At 59.4% G+C, this 17,209-nt stretch carries 18 protein-coding genes and 2 pseudogenes; 12 read left to right on the top strand and 8 right to left on the bottom strand.

The genetic code is table 11. The features are described from left to right. Nucleotides 1-70: 70 nt before the first annotated feature. The 4 genes and pseudogenes from ACLGGT_RS20920 to ACLGGT_RS20905 all read right to left on the bottom strand — a co-directional run bounded on the left by ACLGGT_RS20920 (nt 71) and on the right by ACLGGT_RS20905 (nt 6,665). A complete protein-coding gene (locus tag ACLGGT_RS20920; protein ID WP_437197548.1) occupies nt 71-1,042 on the bottom strand; it encodes a hypothetical protein in 972 nt (323 codons plus the stop codon). An 82-nt stretch (nt 1,043-1,124) separates the two neighbouring features. Further along, the gene (locus ACLGGT_RS20915; RefSeq protein ID WP_437197609.1) at nt 1,125-1,820 is read right to left on the bottom strand and encodes a BapA/Bap/LapF family prefix-like domain-containing protein; all 696 of its coding nucleotides are present in this window, start codon (nt 1,818-1,820) and stop codon (nt 1,125-1,127) included. Nucleotides 1,821-2,971: 1,151 nt separating this feature from the next. After that, nucleotides 2,972-3,618: pseudogene (locus ACLGGT_RS20910) on the bottom strand (transposase). Between the two features lie 164 nt (nt 3,619-3,782). Further along, the gene (locus ACLGGT_RS20905; protein ID WP_437197547.1) at nt 3,783-6,665 is read right to left on the bottom strand and encodes a Tn3 family transposase; all 2,883 of its coding nucleotides are present in this window, start codon (nt 6,663-6,665) and stop codon (nt 3,783-3,785) included. A gap of 120 nt (nt 6,666-6,785) precedes the next feature. Here ACLGGT_RS20905 and ACLGGT_RS20900 point away from each other — a divergent pair, with 120 nt between their 5' ends. Beyond that, nucleotides 6,786-7,397 (top strand): recombinase family protein, encoded by a 612-nt coding sequence (locus ACLGGT_RS20900; protein ID WP_437197546.1) that lies wholly within the window; start codon nt 6,786-6,788, stop codon nt 7,395-7,397. Nucleotides 7,398-7,565: 168 nt separating this feature from the next. Here ACLGGT_RS20900 and ACLGGT_RS20895 read toward each other — a convergent pair. Continuing rightward, nucleotides 7,566-8,282 (bottom strand): annotated as a pseudogene (locus ACLGGT_RS20895) (IS30 family transposase); the annotation flags it as partial. A gap of 192 nt (nt 8,283-8,474) precedes the next feature. On the opposite strand from ACLGGT_RS20895, the gene ACLGGT_RS20890 reads away from it, so the two are divergent. The 3 genes from ACLGGT_RS20890 (at nt 8,475) to ACLGGT_RS20880 (ending at nt 9,835) form a co-directional block, all read left to right on the top strand. Further along, nucleotides 8,475-9,146: a hypothetical protein gene (locus ACLGGT_RS20890; protein WP_437197545.1), complete on the top strand. Its 672-nt coding sequence runs from the start codon at nt 8,475-8,477 to the stop codon at nt 9,144-9,146. Nucleotides 9,147-9,302: 156 nt separating this feature from the next. Then, the gene (locus ACLGGT_RS20885) at nt 9,303-9,557 is read left to right on the top strand and encodes a type II toxin-antitoxin system CcdA family antitoxin (protein WP_437197544.1); all 255 of its coding nucleotides are present in this window, start codon (nt 9,303-9,305) and stop codon (nt 9,555-9,557) included. After that, nucleotides 9,545-9,835, top strand: a complete 291-nt coding sequence (locus ACLGGT_RS20880) for a CcdB family protein (RefSeq protein ID WP_437197543.1) — start codon at nt 9,545-9,547, stop codon at nt 9,833-9,835. Before ACLGGT_RS20885 ends, ACLGGT_RS20880 begins: the two co-directional genes overlap by 13 nt. A 69-nt stretch (nt 9,836-9,904) precedes the next feature. Here the strand turns inward: ACLGGT_RS20880 and ACLGGT_RS20875 are convergent, their stop codons facing one another. From ACLGGT_RS20875 to ACLGGT_RS20865, 3 genes are all read right to left on the bottom strand, one after another. Next, nucleotides 9,905-10,111 (bottom strand): hypothetical protein, encoded by a 207-nt coding sequence (locus tag ACLGGT_RS20875; RefSeq protein WP_437197541.1) that lies wholly within the window; start codon nt 10,109-10,111, stop codon nt 9,905-9,907. Between the two features lie 171 nt (nt 10,112-10,282). Beyond that, the gene (locus tag ACLGGT_RS20870) at nt 10,283-10,540 is read right to left on the bottom strand and encodes a helix-turn-helix domain-containing protein (protein ID WP_159965062.1); all 258 of its coding nucleotides are present in this window, start codon (nt 10,538-10,540) and stop codon (nt 10,283-10,285) included. A gap of 124 nt (nt 10,541-10,664) precedes the next feature. Then, on the bottom strand, nt 10,665-10,916 hold the full coding sequence (locus tag ACLGGT_RS20865; protein WP_411236435.1) for a hypothetical protein: 252 nt from the start codon (nt 10,914-10,916) through the stop codon (nt 10,665-10,667). 210 nt (nt 10,917-11,126) lie between these two features. On the opposite strand from ACLGGT_RS20865, the gene ACLGGT_RS20860 reads away from it, so the two are divergent. From ACLGGT_RS20860 to ACLGGT_RS20825, 8 genes are read left to right on the top strand one after another with little or no spacing between them, the layout of a single operon-like run. Then, complete coding sequence (locus tag ACLGGT_RS20860) at nt 11,127-11,495, top strand: hypothetical protein (RefSeq protein WP_437197540.1); 369 nt, start codon at nt 11,127-11,129, stop codon at nt 11,493-11,495. A gap of 43 nt (nt 11,496-11,538) precedes the next feature. Beyond that, complete coding sequence (locus tag ACLGGT_RS20855; RefSeq protein ID WP_437197539.1) at nt 11,539-12,153, top strand: lytic transglycosylase domain-containing protein; 615 nt, start codon at nt 11,539-11,541, stop codon at nt 12,151-12,153. Next, the gene (locus tag ACLGGT_RS20850) at nt 12,150-12,443 is read left to right on the top strand and encodes a TrbC/VirB2 family protein (protein ID WP_110281104.1); all 294 of its coding nucleotides are present in this window, start codon (nt 12,150-12,152) and stop codon (nt 12,441-12,443) included. Before ACLGGT_RS20855 ends, ACLGGT_RS20850 begins: the two co-directional genes overlap by 4 nt. Next, nucleotides 12,436-12,714 carry a type IV secretion system protein VirB3 gene (locus ACLGGT_RS20845; protein WP_009808059.1) on the top strand — a complete coding sequence of 93 codons (279 nt, stop codon included), beginning with the start codon at nt 12,436-12,438 and terminating at the stop codon, nt 12,712-12,714. The genes ACLGGT_RS20850 and ACLGGT_RS20845 overlap by 8 nt, the downstream gene beginning before the upstream one ends. Next, complete coding sequence (locus tag ACLGGT_RS20840; protein ID WP_437197537.1) at nt 12,704-15,067, top strand: type IV secretion system protein B4; 2,364 nt, start codon at nt 12,704-12,706, stop codon at nt 15,065-15,067. Before ACLGGT_RS20845 ends, ACLGGT_RS20840 begins: the two co-directional genes overlap by 11 nt. Further along, complete coding sequence (locus ACLGGT_RS20835) at nt 15,064-15,231, top strand: hypothetical protein (protein ID WP_169737470.1); 168 nt, start codon at nt 15,064-15,066, stop codon at nt 15,229-15,231. Before ACLGGT_RS20840 ends, ACLGGT_RS20835 begins: the two co-directional genes overlap by 4 nt. Further along, nucleotides 15,221-16,375 carry a lytic transglycosylase domain-containing protein gene (locus ACLGGT_RS20830; RefSeq protein WP_437197535.1) on the top strand — a complete coding sequence of 385 codons (1,155 nt, stop codon included), beginning with the start codon at nt 15,221-15,223 and terminating at the stop codon, nt 16,373-16,375. The genes ACLGGT_RS20835 and ACLGGT_RS20830 overlap by 11 nt, the downstream gene beginning before the upstream one ends. Next, entirely contained in the window at nt 16,375-17,184 is an 810-nt protein-coding gene (locus ACLGGT_RS20825) for a type IV secretion system protein (RefSeq protein WP_437197534.1), read from the top strand. The genes ACLGGT_RS20830 and ACLGGT_RS20825 overlap by 1 nt, the downstream gene beginning before the upstream one ends. Nucleotides 17,185-17,209: the final 25 nt, after the last annotated feature.

The following is a 17,209-nucleotide window of genomic DNA, read 5'->3' as shown; positions in this document are numbered from 1 at the left end:
AGTTTGGCTAATCCCCCTAAAAGAGAGGACCGGGGATTTCTCCCCGGTCCTCATGTCGCGTTGCGCAAGCTTAGCCCAGAAGGCCGCCGCCGCCGAGCAGACCGTCCTCACCCGTCACCGGATCGAGCAGGCTGCCAAGCAGACCGCCGCCGTCGCCACCGAGCAGGCCGCCGACAAGGCCATCCTCGCCAGTGATCGGATCCAGCAGACCGCCGCCGTCGCCACCGAGCAGGCCGCCGACAAGGCCATCCTCCCCAGTGATCGGATCCAGCAGACCGCCGCCGTCGCCACCGAGCAGGCCGCCGACAAGGCCATCCTCGCCAGTGATCGGATCCAGCAGACCGCCGCCGTCGCCACCGAGCAGGCCGCCGACAAGCCCATCCTCCCCAATGATCGGATCCAGCAGACCGCCGCCGTCGCCACCGAGCAGGCCGCCGACGAGGCCATCCTCGCCAGTGATCGGATCCAGCAGACCGCCGCCGTCGCCACCGAGCAGGCCGCCGACAAGGCCATCCTCCCCAGTGATCGGATCCAGCAGACCGCCGCCGTCGCCACCGAGCAGGCCGCCGACAAGGCCATCCTCCCCAATGATCGGATCCAGCAGACCGCCGCCGTCGCCACCGAGCAGGCCGCCGACAAGGCCATCCTCCCCAATGATCGGATCCAGCAGACCGCCGCCGTCGCCCGGGGTGCCACCGTCGGCCGGATCCCCGATCAGACCTTCGCCAAGCAGGCTGCCCACGAGACCATCCTCGCCAGTGAGGCCTCCCAGCGTTCCGTCGTTGCCGATCAGATTGCCAACCAAGCCCTCAGAGCCGGTCAGCGCACCCAGGACACCGTTGTCGCCGGTGATCGGACCAAGCAGGCCATCATCGGCCAGGATCGGGTCAAGCAAACCGTCACCCAGTTCGCTCTCGGCGCCGGGGTCGCCAATCAGCCCCTCTCCGGTCAGATCGCCAACCAACCCGTCCGAGCCGGTAATGGCGCCAAGCAGCCCGTCATTGCCGATCAGATCGCCAAGCAGCCCGTCCGAGCCAGTCACGTCGCCGAGAAGGCCATCGTTACCGGTGACATCCCCGAGCAGTCCGCCGTCGCCAATAACCGGATCAAGAATGCCAGTTTGATCATCGGTCGGGTCCGTGGGATCGGTCGGGTCCGTAGGATCGGTCGGGTCCGTGGGATCGGTCGGGTCCGTGGGATCGGTCGGGTCCGTGGGATCGGTCGGGTCCGTGGATCGGTCGGGTCGGTGGGATCGGTCGGGTCCGTGGGATCGGTCGGGTCCGTGGGATCGGTCGGGTCCGTGGGATCGGTCGGGTCCGTGGATCGGTCGGGTCCGTGGGATCGGTCGGGTCCGTGGGATCGGTCGGGTCCGTGGGATCGGTCGGGTCCGTGGGATCGGTCGGGTCCGTGGGATCGGTCGGGTCCGTGGGATCGGTCGGGTCCGTGGGATCGGTCGGGTCCGTGGGATCGGTCGGGTCCGTGGGATCGGTCGGTTGTGAACCGCTGCTGCTGCCGCCAGAAACTGCTATCAGCAAGAGCCCGCCAAGAGCGGCGATGCCACCCGCGATCGCAGCATCCGTGCCAGGTATTAGCGTCTCCTCGCCTTGAGTGCTTAGAACTTCCTGAGGCTTTCCCTGGCTTGCCGGCAAGACTTCGAACGGGCCGTCCAGAAGCACTAGCTGGTTACTATTTCCGTCTGCGGTCTCTAGGAAATAATCCGTGATAACAACCTCTTCCCCGTCGATCAAAACGAGTATAAGATCGTTGCCCACTTTCGACATTGATTTTATGTCTTCACTACGGACATCCACGTGATGCATGTTTCCGCTTTCTGTAGCGATTTGTTCGTGTCTCATTGTTTCAACCCTCAAATTTCAACTAGGCATTCGCCACAACCATGCGATTGAATAGATCAACCCAAGGATGAAGCGAGACGGCAGGGCACCTAATGATTTCCATGTTCAAGCACGCACCCCGCAATTTGCGCATTCACACCCCCTTTGGGCGTTCGATACATTCTTTAGTACCTGCCGGAAACTTTTGATTATGTTTACATACTTTCGCAATACCTAGCTGACAGAAAGGAGTGAAATAGGAGCAACTGATTGCTTTTTAAGCATTATATTTTTCACTGTTGAGACTTGAAGTGATCAATTTTGTACAAAATCATCCCAAAAGTTGCTTAATGTTCGTGTTTTGGCAATAATCACACTGAGATTGGGCCCGGACTCAAAGAAACGGCACGGCTAAACCCAACTCGAACCGGCAAGGAGACCCCTTGGGTTAGCGACGTAGACGGTTCGAGATTGGCTGGTGGAGTTTGCCTTGCGCTGAGGTTTCATGCCTGCGACAGCTAGCTTGCATTTGATTCTGGCCTTAATTAAGCGTTTCGATGGTGCTCCCGTTGGGGGCGCCATCGATGACTGGGTGACTTCAAGGCGTGCACTTTAGTTGCAGCGCTGTAGTTTGGCGTTGCTGTAGTTTGGCGTGAATGTTTCACGCTGGCGTAGCACTTGGGAATTTCGCCGCCGCCGCTGTTTGGCTGGCGCAAGGCCCTTCGGAAGGAGCAGGATGCGGACAGCCTACTGTCGCCGGTGCGCGATGTCTGGAGAGAGGCGTTCAGCGGCGCCCTGTACATGTACCGTCCGAAGTGGGTGGACTAGGTCAAGAAAGTCGGGTGGCATGGCAACGTCGTCCTTGAGTTACGAATTAGTTGGGGAAATCCTCGTTTTTCTAACCACTGACCAGAGCTGTCTGGGTGCAACTCAATCAGGCCGAGCCGGCGGTACTGGCCGAGGGTCTTGTCTGGAAGTCGGTGCAGGTCGCCGTGGAATAAGTCACTGTATTTTTATAGTTTAACAATGCCAAACCAATTCACCCTGGTCGAGAAAGTTGATCAGCTGAGGCATGCACCAGCGGGAGTGAATCCACCTCTGCTGTTAGCTCAAGCTGACACACAATTTTTGTTCTTTTAGCTCAGCCACTTCTGAATTCCCATCAGATTGGCTTCGAAGACTTCCGCGGGTGTGTTGTAACCTAGACACTTGCGCGGCGTTGAATTGAGGCGCTGACAAATCGACCTCAAATATCGATTTGTCAGCGCCGTCGGCTCAGTGGATCTGGGCAGGTACTTTCGGAGTCTGTTGTTCGTGTTCTCAACCGTACCTTTCTGTTAGGGGGCCCGCGATGGCCGCCCGGTCTACGGCGACGGCGATAGAATTGCTCGTCGCGGCCATCTTTCGAATAGGCGAAGCGTTATATCGTATCGTGGGTCACCCGGATCGGATGACGTTCGAGCCGCATCCGGCCTGCGATCTGCTCGCGTGACCGACCAGCCTTGAGCCGCTCTTCCACCGCAGCTTTCAACTCAGGATGCATAATCATCTTGCGATGGATCGCACGGCGACATTTGTACATGTCCTGCGCATTTAACGCGTGATAGCCATTCAGCTCCGGCAATTCTTTGTCGCGATAGTAATTGCGCTTCAGTGCGCGATAGATCGTGGACGGAGCACGACCCAGCCGATCCGCCATCTCTGGAACCGGCATTTTGGCTTCACGCCACTCGGCAAGCTTCCGGCGCTCTTCCAAACTCCGGTGAGGGTAGCAGCGTCCCATTCGACATCCTCCATGCAACATTATGTTTTGATACAGAATTTGCACTTCGTTTGTGAATCCACCCCTGACGGCTCAAGGGTCGTTGCGACGTTTTCCGCTATCTCACAGTTTCACCATGGGGTCTGATGCCGGAGAGTGCAGAATCCTAGGCTAAGGCGATTTAATCACTTTTTTGACCACCTGTATTCGCCGGTGAGAAGGATGTGGGCCCATCCGAGTGGCGAGATGTGCGCTAGCAGATCTGGTGAACAATCCAGACAGTCGCGTTGGCGCGCCGTGACAGCTTGGCCAAGGTGCTTGGTGTTCCAGTAAATGATGATAGCGGCGAGCAGGTTCAGCCCGGCCATTCGGAAGTGCTGGCCTTGGGCTGTTCGGTCACGGATTTCACCTTGGCGACCAATGCGCAGGGCGTTTTTCAGCGCATGATGCGCTTCGCCCTTATTCAGGCCGATTTGGGCGCGGCGCTGCATGTCGGCATCCAGCAGCCAATCGATGATGAACAGCGTCCGTTCGATCCGGCCGATTTCGCGCAATGCTACCGCAAGTTCATGCTGTCGGGGATATGCAGAGAATTTTCGCAAGAGTTGGCTTGGCGGCATCGCGCCCGCAACCATGGTGGCCGCTGCGCGTAGCAGGTCGGGCCAGTTCGAGCTGATGACAGGCTCCCTGACCTTGCCGCCTATCAAGCCCGTCAGCTCTTTCGGGCAGGATGCCGGATTGAAGAGGTAGAGGCGCTTGGATGGCAGATCCCGGATGCGGGGGATGAACTGAAAGCCCAGAAGGGCGGTGACGGCGAAGACGTGGTCGGTGAAGCCGCCCGTGTCGGCATACTGTTCGCGGATTTTCTGGCCTGCGTCTGTCATCAACAGGCCGTCCAGGATGTAAGGGGCCTCGTTCACCGTGGCCGGGATGGTCTGGGTGGCGAAAGGGCCGAACTGGTCGGAGACATGGGTATAGGCTTTCAGACCGGGTTCATGGCCGTATTTGGCGTTGATCAGGTTCATCGCCTCGCCCTGGCGCGTGGTCGGGAAGAATTGTCCGTCACTCGAAGCGGTCTGCCCTGCGCCCCAGAACCGGGCCATCGGCAAGGCAGATTGACCTTCGATCACCATGGCCAGGGCGCGTGCCATCGCCTCGCTTTCCACATGCCAGCGCGACAGGCGCGAGAGCTGGAAATAATCATGGGTGTTCGTGGCCCCAGCCATTTTGCTGAGGCCAAGGTTCAGCCCTTCAGCCAGCAGCACGTTCAACATGCCGACCCTGTCTTTGCATGGAACGCCGGTGCGCAGATGGGTGAAGGCCTCGGTAAAGCCGATCTCGTCATCCACTTCGAGCAGGAGGTCTGTGATCCTGTTCTCCGGCAGGCGGTTGTAAAGATCGAGCACCATGGCATCGGCCTCATCGGGGACAGCCGCCGTCAGACGGTCGATCTTGAGCACGCCACCTTCGATAGAACCTCCCGGAATGGCAACCGCCCTGGCGGCGCGGGCCAGTCGTTCCAAGCCATCGGCCAGGCGAGATTTTCGATCCGCGAGCCAGAGCTCCGGTTCAAACGGCATGGCCAGTTTTGGCGTGGCCGTGGCAACTTCTGTCGGAACCAGCGCGTCCTTGAGATCGCCATATCGGCGGGAATGTGTGAGCCAGATGTCGCCGGCACGGAATGCGTCGCGCAGGTGGCACAGGACCGCCACCTCCCAAAGCCGGTTCCCATCGTCGTGATTCAAGTGTCGATGCCATTTCGAAGCTCGGCGCAGAAAGGTCAGTGGCCGGGTAGTCGTCGTTTCCGTACCCGCGACGATGTCGGCGGCGGCAAGCAACGGTTCGGCCACCGGCGCCGCCTGAATATCGAGCGCCCGCAGCATGCGCGGCGCATAGCGTCGGAAGCGATGATACCCGTGAACAACATGTGCCAGTGGATCAGCCGCCAATGTGTCGGTCAGTTGGGCGGCGGTGGAAACAAGCCCCCTCAGCGATGACCAGCCTCCGGCGTTTTGAATGGCCTCGATCAGGGAGGCCTGATCTTCATGTGCTTCCAGCAGAGCTGATCCAAAATTTGAGCAGCCCTGCAAGGTGTCTTTCAAAGCAGCCTTGGCGTCATCTGCCCGAGCATCGCATACGCGTTTCGCCTCGCGCCACGTCTTCCCCACAATCCGGTCATGGCTTTCGACCACGGCATCGGCAATGGCACTGCGCCATTCCAGAGCGCAGACCGCGAGGATGGCAAGGCGGCGGTCGCCGGAGATATCCCGCAGATCTCCAGCGAAGTAACGTTCACCTTGCCGTCGGAGGCGCGCGATACGGTGGGGCGGCACATCCGACAGGACGGTTCGGTCCACGGCCATGGTCTGCAAGAATTCCAACCGGCCGAGCAGCCGGTTCATGTCGGCCGAGTTCTGGCCCACCTCAAACTGGCGCAGCCAGACAAAGCGGGTGACAGAACCGTCCGCCATTTCCGTCAGCAACGCGTCAAGTCGGCTGCACATCTCATCGTCCAGCCGGTCGGCAATCCGAGCGTCGATCCGTCGCTCTGCAGCAACGAGTGCATCCGCGCAAAGGCGTTCGATAACCGTGATCCCCGGTAGAATGGTCTGGGTCACCCGGCATTGTTCCACGAAACGCCGCGCCAAGTCCTCGTTCGACCGGGCAGTTTCGGCGGTTCTCTCCAGCCAGGCCTTCAGGTCGCGCGATCCTCGGCCAGTGAACATCTTGTAGCTATAGAGTTCCCGCAGGGCCGCCAGATGTTCATGACGCGTTTCTTCGCGGCTTGCATATCCAGCCAGATCGTCTGACTTCAGCCCAAGCTGCCCAGCCAGGAAGCGCGTGATCTCCATTGGAATGACCTCGCCCGGGGTCAACAACCGACCGGGATAGCGCAATGCGCAAAGCTGGAGAGCAAACCCAAAACGATTGTGGGGGCGGCGGCGGGCGCGGATGATTTCCAGATCGTCGTCCGCAAGGGTGTAGTGGCGCAACATCGCCGTTTCATCGGTCGGAAGATCAAAAAGTACTGAGCGCTGACGCTCGGTGAGGATAGTACGATGCGCCATGTTCCTTTTGCTTTCTGCATATGGTTTGCGTATTGATGATTAAGATACTGAATAAGAAATTGTTCGGATGGCTGAAAGCGCGTCGTTTTCCAGGTCGTCTCAAACGAACGTTTGTGAAACATGCTGATCGGCTATGCCCGCGTCTCAAAAGCCGACGGCAGCCAGTCCCTAGACCTGCAGCGGGATGCCCTGATCGGTGCAGCTGTAGAAGAAGAACAGATTTACTCAGACCTGGCGTCCGGCAAGAAGGATGACCGATCCGGTTTGCAGGCCTGCCTCAAAGCATTGCGTGACGGCGATGTGCTGGTTGTGTGGAAGCTCGACCGCTTGGGGCGCAGCCTCCACCACCTTGTCAAAACCGTCAACATGCTGTCCGAGCGCGGCGTCGGCCTCAAGGTTCTCACTGGGCAAGGGGCGCAAATCGACACGACAACTGCCGCAGGACGGCTTTCATTCGGCATCTTTGCCGCTCTCGCCGAATTTGAAAGCGAGTTGATACGCGAACGCACAATGGCGGGGTTACGAGCCGCCCGCGCCCGCGGCCGGAAAGGTGGAAGGAAATTTGCTCTGACAAAAGCGCAGGTGCGAATGGCGCAGGCCGCTATGGCCAGCCGCGACACATCGGTTTCAGAACTTTGTAAGGAATTGGGGGTCAAACCGGTCACACTCTACCGATATGTCGACCCGAACGGCAATCTGCGCGATCACGGGAAACGGGTTCTCACCGCTTAGCGTAGGAATCTGCACTCTCCGGCATCAGACCCCTTACAGGCCAAAGCATCCGGGCAGCCGCCGCTATATGACAAGCGCGGCCACCCGGATGCTGGCGCTTATCTATACGGTGAGTGTTCCAACCCCAAAGTGGCAACATTTTGCACTGCCCTTTGGCCCACTTTTACTCTGCCATTGACAGCCAAGGTCGAAGGTGATCGACTTGCGGGCTGGCTGGGGCAGGGGTTCCATCACGTCCATCAGTATGTTGATGAAGTGGGTCGAGCTGCGATCGTTGTTGCGAAACAGGACAGCGAACCGGGTCTTGCGTTCGACAAGCGAAGCGACGTTCATGGTGCCCTGCGCGCGTTCAAAGATCATCAAATCGCCTTCCCATCCGCTGAAAGTTTCGCGGGTCTTCACATAGTCCGGAAGTCCATGGATGGACCGACCCGGCGGGAAAACCTGGCCTGTGGGCCCTCTGGCGTAGCGTGGTTGCCGCTTCTTTCGACGGCTGGGGAGATGGCGAGCAAGTTGTTCGGACTGTCCTTCGGGGCTGTAGACGTAAGCATAGATCGTCTCATGGCTGACACGCACGGGCTAGCCATCAAAGCCAAGGCGTCCAGCCGATCTTCAACTGAGCGATGACATGGGAACGCAGATCCTCCAGCCGGATCAATTTGCGCCGCCGTGCGCGTCGATCTGATGCGTACTTCTGAGCATTCATTCCGTAGTAGCTGTTCAGATACGGTGCTCATTATCTGTGAAAAAGTTCCGCTTGATTTCGCGATAGACCGTTGAGCGATGCCTGCCGATCGTTGCCGCGATCTTGCTCACCGGCACTTTTGCATTAAACATGTCCTTGATCATGCGTCTCTCACGCAAATCCAGCTCTGTATGCGCCATATCTGTTCTCCTTGCTTTTTCAGCAAGATAGAGGAGGTGTCGCAACCCATTCTAGAATGTGCCCCCCCGTACAAAGCGATGACGCGTAATATAGGTTATGTTAAATGCGCCGAACTAACAATTGATATAACGTGCGTTACAATATTATACTACCGTATATCTACTCGCTGTGCTTTCTGGAGTGTCCCGACCATGCATTTCCCGACCAAAAAACATGTCCTTCTTTTTGCGGCGGCTCTGGCTTTTGCAAATAGTTCGGTGCCTTCAAGCACAAGAGCTCAAACCTACCCAATCGACTGCGCGATCCTTCTGTGTTTGTCTGGTGGCTGGCCCGCGGCGATCCCATGTGCCAGGGCGCGCGCCGAATTCATACGGCGGATCACACCCTGGCCGGTTGAGCCGCCTTTACAGATCTGGCGCTGCCCGATGCATGTGGGGTTTGAAACTCCAGCACCAAGTGAGCGCCTGCACAGGCTAGCGGGCTTTAATACTAGGCCAGCAGTCACCATAGCTCGCGAGATAGAAGCGCTTCGTCTCGCGCAAGCTGTAGGGCATGGGGCTGATATCGATGTCAGCGGGTCCGCTTTTGCGTTCATCCGCTCCATTGATGTCTTTGATGCCTATTTGTCCCAAGGAGCTGTCGGTGAAGGCGAACATTGCCGTCGCACGGCCCAGATCCGGCATGGTTCATACGACAGCACAGGACAGTTTCGGTGGCGTCTCGCATCACCGGACGAGCTGCCTCCGGCTTTTGAGGGGAACGAGGGTTTTGGGACCGTCTGCCCGCGTATTGGGACTCGTGCCGTCTTTGTTGATTGGAAGGATTCCGAGGGCACCTACGGATTCGAACAGGTGAACTATTGAGCCATTGCAATGCCGTTGGCTCGAGGTACTCAACGCATCAATTGTGAGTGGTGATGTTCGTAAATCGTGGTGTTCCATTCCAGGCTTGTGATCGAGGATCTTGCATTGCTCCAAGATACGGTATAATTTGACGGTATTATTTAGGAGTGCACTGGAATGGTAGTTGCAACAAAACGCAAAACTTCCCTGACACTTGATGCCAAGGCGCTTGAAGGCGCAAAGGAGCTTGGGATCAACGTCTCTGCAGTTGCTGAGACGGCACTTATAAAGGCCGTTGCCGAAACTCGGCGCAACAAGTGGCTTGCTGAGAACGCAGATGCATTTACAGCCCAATCAGATTGGCACGAACGTCACGGACACCCGCTCGCTGACATCATCACCGCGCCCGGCGGATCGTCATGGATTTCCTGACCCGCTTTGATGTCGCGGAGTACAATGGTGTTTTCATGGTTGTTGTCGAAAGCGAGCTTCTGCCTCCTGACACTTCGATCGTCGTCATCCCGCTTCTCTCCGACTACCCTGCGGTGCGGCACCTAAATCCTGAACTCCAACATGACGGCCGACGTCTTGTGCTTGCGACACGGCTAATTGCGTCTGTGCGACGGTCGGCGTTGCACCGAACAGGGAGCGTTGCAGACCAGGGCGATCTGATCACTCGGGCCGTAGATGTGCTCATGGCAGGCGTATAGCTCGAAAAACCAAGCCACAACCAACGATCACGGTGCCTTTTAGACCTAATCCGGTCCATCACCTTCTTCTCAGATATTTGTCAAACCATCGAAGTCGATTTCGCGCTTTTCCGCATCAGTCAGCTCAGGTTCCACTACCACAACCCGTTGCGGGCCGTCACTCCATTTCACCGCGAGCCCGCCCGAATACCAACGATACACCAATCCGACGACACTGCGGCCATCCGTGCCGATTAGCGCTGCAATCGCAACGGCTTCATCTTTTTCTTTGTTCACTCGTTACTAACCTTCTTTAATTTGCCGCTTCAAATCGGAGCACAGTTTGCCGGATCACTCTTTGTCGGTAAGCGCTTTGAGTCCTCGGCAGGTGGCACTTGGAATTTGTCAACTCTAAGCTGTTTCCACAGGCAACCTCGGATATGCTCCCGTTTTCGATCAATTAAATGCTTAAATCCTGTGGTCGGGCTCCGTGGCGGCTTCGACGATCGCCAAAACCTCGAAGGGGTCAAAGCCGATGGCGCGCGCCAGAACGACCAGTTCGACGACGTCGATCCGGCGTTCGCCGCTCTCAATGCGCGCCACGAGAGATTGATGGCACTTGAGCCTGTCCGCCAAGTCGTCCTGGCCCAAGCCTGCGCTTTTGCGCGCGTCGACCAACGCCTGGCAGAGTGCCACCTGCCCTTTGCTTCTGATTGTTTTTGCCACGCGTCACATACCTTTTGTGACGTCGCTAGCGGATGAAATCTGTTATCTAAAAAGTAGATATTTGAGGGTGTTATCGGCGTCTGGTTTCCACGGGCTGCTAGTCTGATGCTCCCAAGGCTGCCCATCAATCCCCTACCAATTGCAGAAATCGGCCGTAGTCCTCGCTGACTTCCCGCGCTTCTTCGAACGCGCGGGCGCGTTCGCTGTCGAGGCAACGGAAATAGCTCTGGATATCCCGGATGTAATTTTCGAAATCGCTGCGGATGATAGCCGCATAGTCCCGCGCGGCCTGCGAATCACTTGGCAGGAAGGGACGGGGTGGAGCGAAGCAGGATTCCGCCAAAACCGGCCCGGGAACGCAGATCAGAAGGGCCAGAGCTTGCAATGGGAGCAGGCATATCAACCTCGGGTTTCTCAAACCTGTTATCTCCTTGATCGCGGACACTGGCCGAGACTAGTGTTTGCGTGACCAAACTACAGCCAAAGCATGATATTACATCTTGCGGTTGATAATATACTATCGTAACTCTGGGCTTCAAGTGGGAATGCCTAGGGTCGCGCCATTGGAGAAAGCGTGAGCCGGGCCATGAACTGGGACATCGAAGCACCAAATGTGGTTACGGAAGCACGTTTCCGCGAACTCGTGGAAAGCGGCTATAGCGCAGAAATCCTGTGCCAAGAATCGGCACACAAGAAAGGCCCCAGCTATTACGGGGTCTGGATCATGCGTGTGGTCTCCAACGAAGGCGTGGAAAAGCTCCTCGTCACCGCCCGCACTCGGACGACCTACAACGATATCAAGATCCGCGAGTTCAAGACGATCTCCGGCGTGGTGTCTTTCTTCATTGGCCTTGGATTTGCGCATGTCGACCTGCCGCTTGAAGCGGGGACAAGCCGTACGCATAAACTTGCCCCGCCAGACAAAGCGCCATCAGACAAGGGCGCTGGCAGCTAACCTCGTCTGTCTCTGGCTGGTCGCAGCACCTGCGTCAGCGCAAATGGTCCTGGTCATGGAGAGCGACGGCTCTCTGACCCCATCCCGGTCTCAGAACAGTTTTGCCCGGAACTACAATGACGGCATTGGTCAGGGTTCGGCCTACGATGGGATCGCTATCTTCGGCGAGTTAGAGGCCGAGCAAGAGGGCGTCCAAGTCGCGGCCCTTGCCCGCCCGACTCCCCTGCCCCACGCAGATGTCCTCTCCGGGATTCAGACCACGGCTTTGCGCTATGCCGGCCATCCCGGCCTGCGTCGCGCGGGGCTTTCCGTGACGGATTGGCTGGCTCTCTATCGGGCCAATATCGAGGTTGAGAGCGCCTACCGGCAGGATGCGATTTCAAGTGCAGGTGCCATTGGCCTTGGCCAGCTGATGCCCGCCACTGCCCATGATCTCGGCGTTGACCCACGCGACCCGCTGCAGAACCTCGACGGGGCCGCCCGCTACCTCGCGATGATGTTGGACACGTTCGGCGATCCACGCCTTGCCCTTGCAGCCTACAACGCCGGACCCGATGCGGTCCGCCAGTACGGCGGCATTCCCCCCTACCGAGAAACCCAGAACCACGTGGCCCGCGTCATGACTGTCGTGGCCCGATTGGAAGGATCAAATTCATGAAACAGATTTCAAACCTCTTCGTCGCCGCGCTGGCGATCTTCCTGCTCATTGCAGAACCGGCCCTGGCGCAAAGCATCGACCTCTCCCCAATCCAGAGCCTGCTGCAAGGTATCGTCGATGCGTTGACCGGCCCGCTTGGCGTCGTCATCGCCACACTCGCGGTCCTCGGCGTTTTCTTGAGCTGGTTCTTCAATATCATCGACCTGCGCCAAGCGCTTTGGGTGCTTGTCGGCATCGCTGGTGTCGCCGCCGCCCCCACCATCGTTGCGGCGGTCTTTGCCGGTGGCTGAGCGCTCGCCTCTCTTTCTCGGCCTCGTGCGCCCGCCCAAGCTCCTGGGCCTGCCCATCATGTATGCGATGGTCTGGCTCTTCGGCTCCGTGCTTCTCTTCGTCTGGGTCCAGCATATCGCGGTGCTGGCTGTCGCGGCCCTGCTCTACCCGGTGCTTTGGAAGGCCGCAGACTGGGATCCGCGCTTCATCGACGTGATGATGACTGCGCTGCAGGAAACCCCGCCCACGCGGAACCGCAGCATTCACGGCGGGGACAGCTATGCCCCGTGATGCTGCGCTCGATCCCCGCACGATGACACCGGAGTGGTATTCACGCGAGACCCGCCTCGCGCACATGCTGCCCTATGTGAGCTTAGTTGATGACCAGACCGTGCGGACGCGGGTCAACGAGATTTTCCAGTGCATCCGGCTCGACGGGGTCAATAGCTACACGACCGATGACGCCTATCTCGACAAGGTGACCGCGCTCTTTGCTCGGATCATTGCGCAATTGGGGCCGGAGTTCAGCTATTACGTCCATAAGGTCTCGAAGGCGATCACGCTGGACCTCGAGCCGCTGCGCGAGGACAGTTTCGCGGGAGACGTCGACCGTCTCTGGCGCGAGAAACTCGAGACCAGCGGGTTGCGCGACAAGACCCTGACCCTCACGGTGATCCATCGCCCGCCTCCGAAAAGCGTCCTGCCGTTCCTGAACCGCAGCGCGCCGGATCGCCTCAAGGAAGCGACCGAAAAGCGCCTTCGCCGATTAGCCGAGGCCGTGAACGTGTTCCTGTCTGGCCTGACGGAGCTGAACCCACGTGTGCTTTCGGCCAAGTCCGGCGAGTTGATCGGCTTTCTGGGGGCCCTCAACACTGGCCAGGAACTGCCGCTCTATCCGGCGAACACCTATGGCTTCCTGTCCTGCAACGTCGCCAACACGCGAGTGACGTTTCAAGGCGATCACTTCGAGCTCTCCGAAGGCGTCGTGGGACACCGCTACGGCAAGAGTTTCACCATCGGGGAATACTCGGAAGGCACCTCCTGCACCATGTTCGACATGCTGAACCTGCCGGTCGACATGATCGTCACCCATTCCTTCACGCCGATCAATTCGAACCTCATGGCGGGCCGCATCAAGCGGCAAAAGCGTCAGATGCAGGCCAGCCAAGATGCGGCACTCTCGCTGATGGAAGCACTCGACATCGCCGCAGATGATCTCGAGGCCAAGCGCCAGAGCTTTGGCGAGCACCACATGGTCGTGACGATCTTCTGCGATACGATCGATGAGCTGCAGACGCTCAGCGCCGAAATTGTCAACGCCGCCGCCGCCGAAGGCGTGAAGATGATTGGCGAGCGGGTCGCGGCCAAGGCGCATTACCTCAGCCAGCATCCCGGCAACCAGCCAAAGCGCGTCCGCGCCAGCGCCGTCACCAATCGCAACTTCGCGGATTTCGCAGCCTTCCACCGGACACAGCTCGGCAAACCTGCAGCACTTACCCCCTGGGGCCGGGTCGTCACCTATTTGCCCACGCCGGAGCAGAGCGCCTACCGGTTTTCCTATCACGAGCAGGGATCGCCCGACAAAGAACCGACCAGCGGGCACACCCTGATCATGGGGCGGCCCGGGTCGGGCAAATCGGTGCTCTCGGCCTTCCTGATGACCCAAGCCCGTCGAGCAGGGGCGCGGATCTTCGTCTTCGATTACCGTCTTGGTATGGAGATGGCGGTCCGCGCCAATGGCGGGCGCTACGCCTCCCTGAACGCCGGCCAGCCCACGGGCCTCAACCCGCTCTGGACAGAGACCGATGCCCGCGGCACCGCCTGGCTCTCGGACTGGCTTGCCACCCTGCTCTACCGCGCCGACAAGCCGCTGACCCCGGCGCAGACCAACCGCATCCAGGAGGTCGTGCGCCAGAATGCCCAGGCCTCCAATCCGGCCCTGCGGAACTGGCGGGATTTCGCGTCGCTTTTTGTGTCCACCGATGATGGCGGCGATCTGCACCAGCGACTGCTCGAATGGTCTGAGGACGGCCGCTATGGCTGGATCTTCGGGCAGAGCCTCGAGGACACGTTCTCGCTCAAAGGCGATGTGGTGGGTTTCGATCTGACCGGCATTCTCGACAGCGAGGCCGACAAGGAACGGATGGCGGTTCTCTCCTATCTTTTCCGCCGGGTCGAGCGCGAGATCGAGGATCGCCGCCCCACCATCATCGTGATCGACGAGGCCTGGAAGGCGCTCGACAACGCGTATTTCGCCGAGCGGCTGTCGAACTGGCTGGTGACCGCGCGCAAGCAGAACACGGTCGCGGTGATGATGACGCAATATGCTAGCCAGCTTGAGCGCACCCGGACCGGCAAGACTATCATCGAGGCCGTGCCGACGCAGATCCTGCTGCCCAATATCCGCGCGCAGCCTGCGGATTACGCCATGTTGAACCTCACAGAGAAGGAGCTCGACTTCCTTCTCACCACGGGCAGCAACAGCCGCTTGGCGCTGATCCGCGACGACCAGGGCTCAATCGTCGTCGATGCCGATCTGAGCGCCCTCGGGCCCAATCTCACGATCCTTGGCGGCATGGAAAAGGGCGAAGCGCTCGTCGGCCCCGATTACCGCGACCGCCCAGACTTCTGGAGGCTTTCATGATCCGTATTCTTATCGCTTTGGCTGCGCTCGGCGCGCTGGCCTCCTGCACCCAGTATCGGGAGCCGCAGGCCAATTGCTTTTCCTTTCTCGCCTCGACGGCAGCGACAGCCCAGGATTGCCACTTCGCACCGCTCGGCGCGCCGGAGGGCGACATTGAAGTCTAGCCTGCCTCATATCCTCGCGTTTTGCCTGCTGCCCGGTCTCGTCTTGTCTCAAGGCGTGCCGACCAATGACAGTGGGCTGACCGCGCGTGACATCGTCGAGACCGGCGATCGCGAAGCAGACTTGGCCGTTCAGGCGGACAAGCTTGCCGTGCGCGAACTCATCGCCGAGATCGAACGGGAGCAGCTGGAAACCCTCCGACGCATCCTCGATGCCCAGACCAGCTTCGGCGGTCAGGGCCTGCCCGCCATGGTCTCGGGGCTGGAAAGCGGCAGCGGGGATCCCGACCGCTCGGTGGCGGCGGTCTATGGCACGGGCCAGATAGATCCCAATCCCGGCGGTGCGCAGATGTTCGGGGATGCGTCTGAGACCATCGAGCAGCTCATCATCCGCGTGGCTCAGGAGACCAGCGGCTTTGCGGGTGTTGGCCGCGCAGGGCTCTCCCCCGTCCAATGGCGCGCGCTGCTGCAAGCGCTGATCTGGCAGGAAAGCCGTTTCACCATCGGTGCACGCTCTCCCGTCGGCGCCTATGGCCTCACCCAGATCATGCCGGGCACGGCCAGCGATCTGGGCATAAACCCGGAATACTATGACAGCCCTTACCTGCAGGTGCATGGCGGCGCGCGCTATCTCGCGACCCAGCTCAACACATTCGATGGCAACATCATCAATGCGCTCGCGGCCTATAACGCGGGACCCGGCCGGGTGTTCGAATATGGTGGCGTGCCGCCCTTTGCCGAAACCCAGCATTACGTTCAGGTCATTCCCGAACGCTACAATCTCTACCTGAGCCGTATCGGCGGGATCGAAGCGCTCGGCACGATTGATCCGGCACTTCTCGCCAATGCGAACCTCTCAATCACCGGGCACGGCGCGGCCTTCTATGGCAACAATTCCCCTGCGGCGATTAGGCAGGCCGCCTTCCGTATTGCGGACATCGTCGAGCGGATTTCCGAAACGGAAGATGTTCAGGAAAGCATCGCGCTCAACACCTATGCCCGCGCCGAACTCGTACGCCTCGTCGCCGCCCGCATCCGGCTTCAGGCCGCGCGCACCCGCGTCCTTTCCGCCGAAGAGCTGGCTCAGGCCAGTGCGCGTATGGCCGAAGGCACGTTCATGGAATTCACGATCAGGGAGATAGACTGATGAGAGATTTGCTCGTGAGGACGGCATTGGCCACGACGCTTGGGATCGGTCTGCATCTCGGCACCCTGTCCGCTGCCGTGGCGCAAGGTGTGCCGGTCGTCGACACCCAGAATATCGCGCAAAACATCCAGCAGCTCCGGCAGATGATCGAAGACGAGATTCTGCAAAACGAGCAGCTGACGCAGCTCCGCGAACAGCTTGCCACACTCACGGATCAACTCGCGGAGCTGCAAAGAACTTATGAAGCACTCACCCGCCTTGCCGAGCTTCCCGAGATCATCCGCACGGAAATGGAAGACGAGTTGAACGGCCTGCTCGACCAAGAGTTCGGCGACATCCTCGCCACGATTGAGGCGATCAAGACTGGGGATTTCTCGGGCCTCTCGGGCTCCGGCGCAGGCGAGATCGAAACCCAGATGGACCGCGTTCTGGCCGACCTCGGCTTTGACGAGGACACCCTCTCGGAAATGGCCACGAGCGGCAATCCCGGGGCCAACCGCGTGGCGACGCAGGCCACGACCGGTGCGCTCGTCTCGGCGGCGGCCCAGAACAGCTATGAAGACGCAGGGCAATCGCTGGAGCGCGTCGACCGGCTCGTCGGACTCATCGACGACATGGACGAACTCAAGGAAAGCATCGATCTCAACACGCGCGTCACGGCGGAGCTCGCCATTGCGCTCGTCGCCATGTGGCAACTCGAAGCCGTGCAGACCGTGGGCGATGGCACCGGCGGCGTGATCGATGCCGCCACCATCGCCGAAGAACAGCGCTTCATGGATTTCACCTTGCCGGACCTCCGGGCTGATTAGGGCGTTTCGAAATTGATCCACAATA

This window comes from Roseovarius sp. MS2, assembly GCF_051447875.1.
In the GTDB taxonomy this organism is placed as follows: Bacteria; Pseudomonadota; Alphaproteobacteria; order Rhodobacterales; family Rhodobacteraceae; genus Roseovarius; species Roseovarius mucosus_A.
The sequence above is the reverse complement of the archived record's forward strand: the minus strand, read 5'-3'. Positions and strand labels throughout refer to the sequence as shown.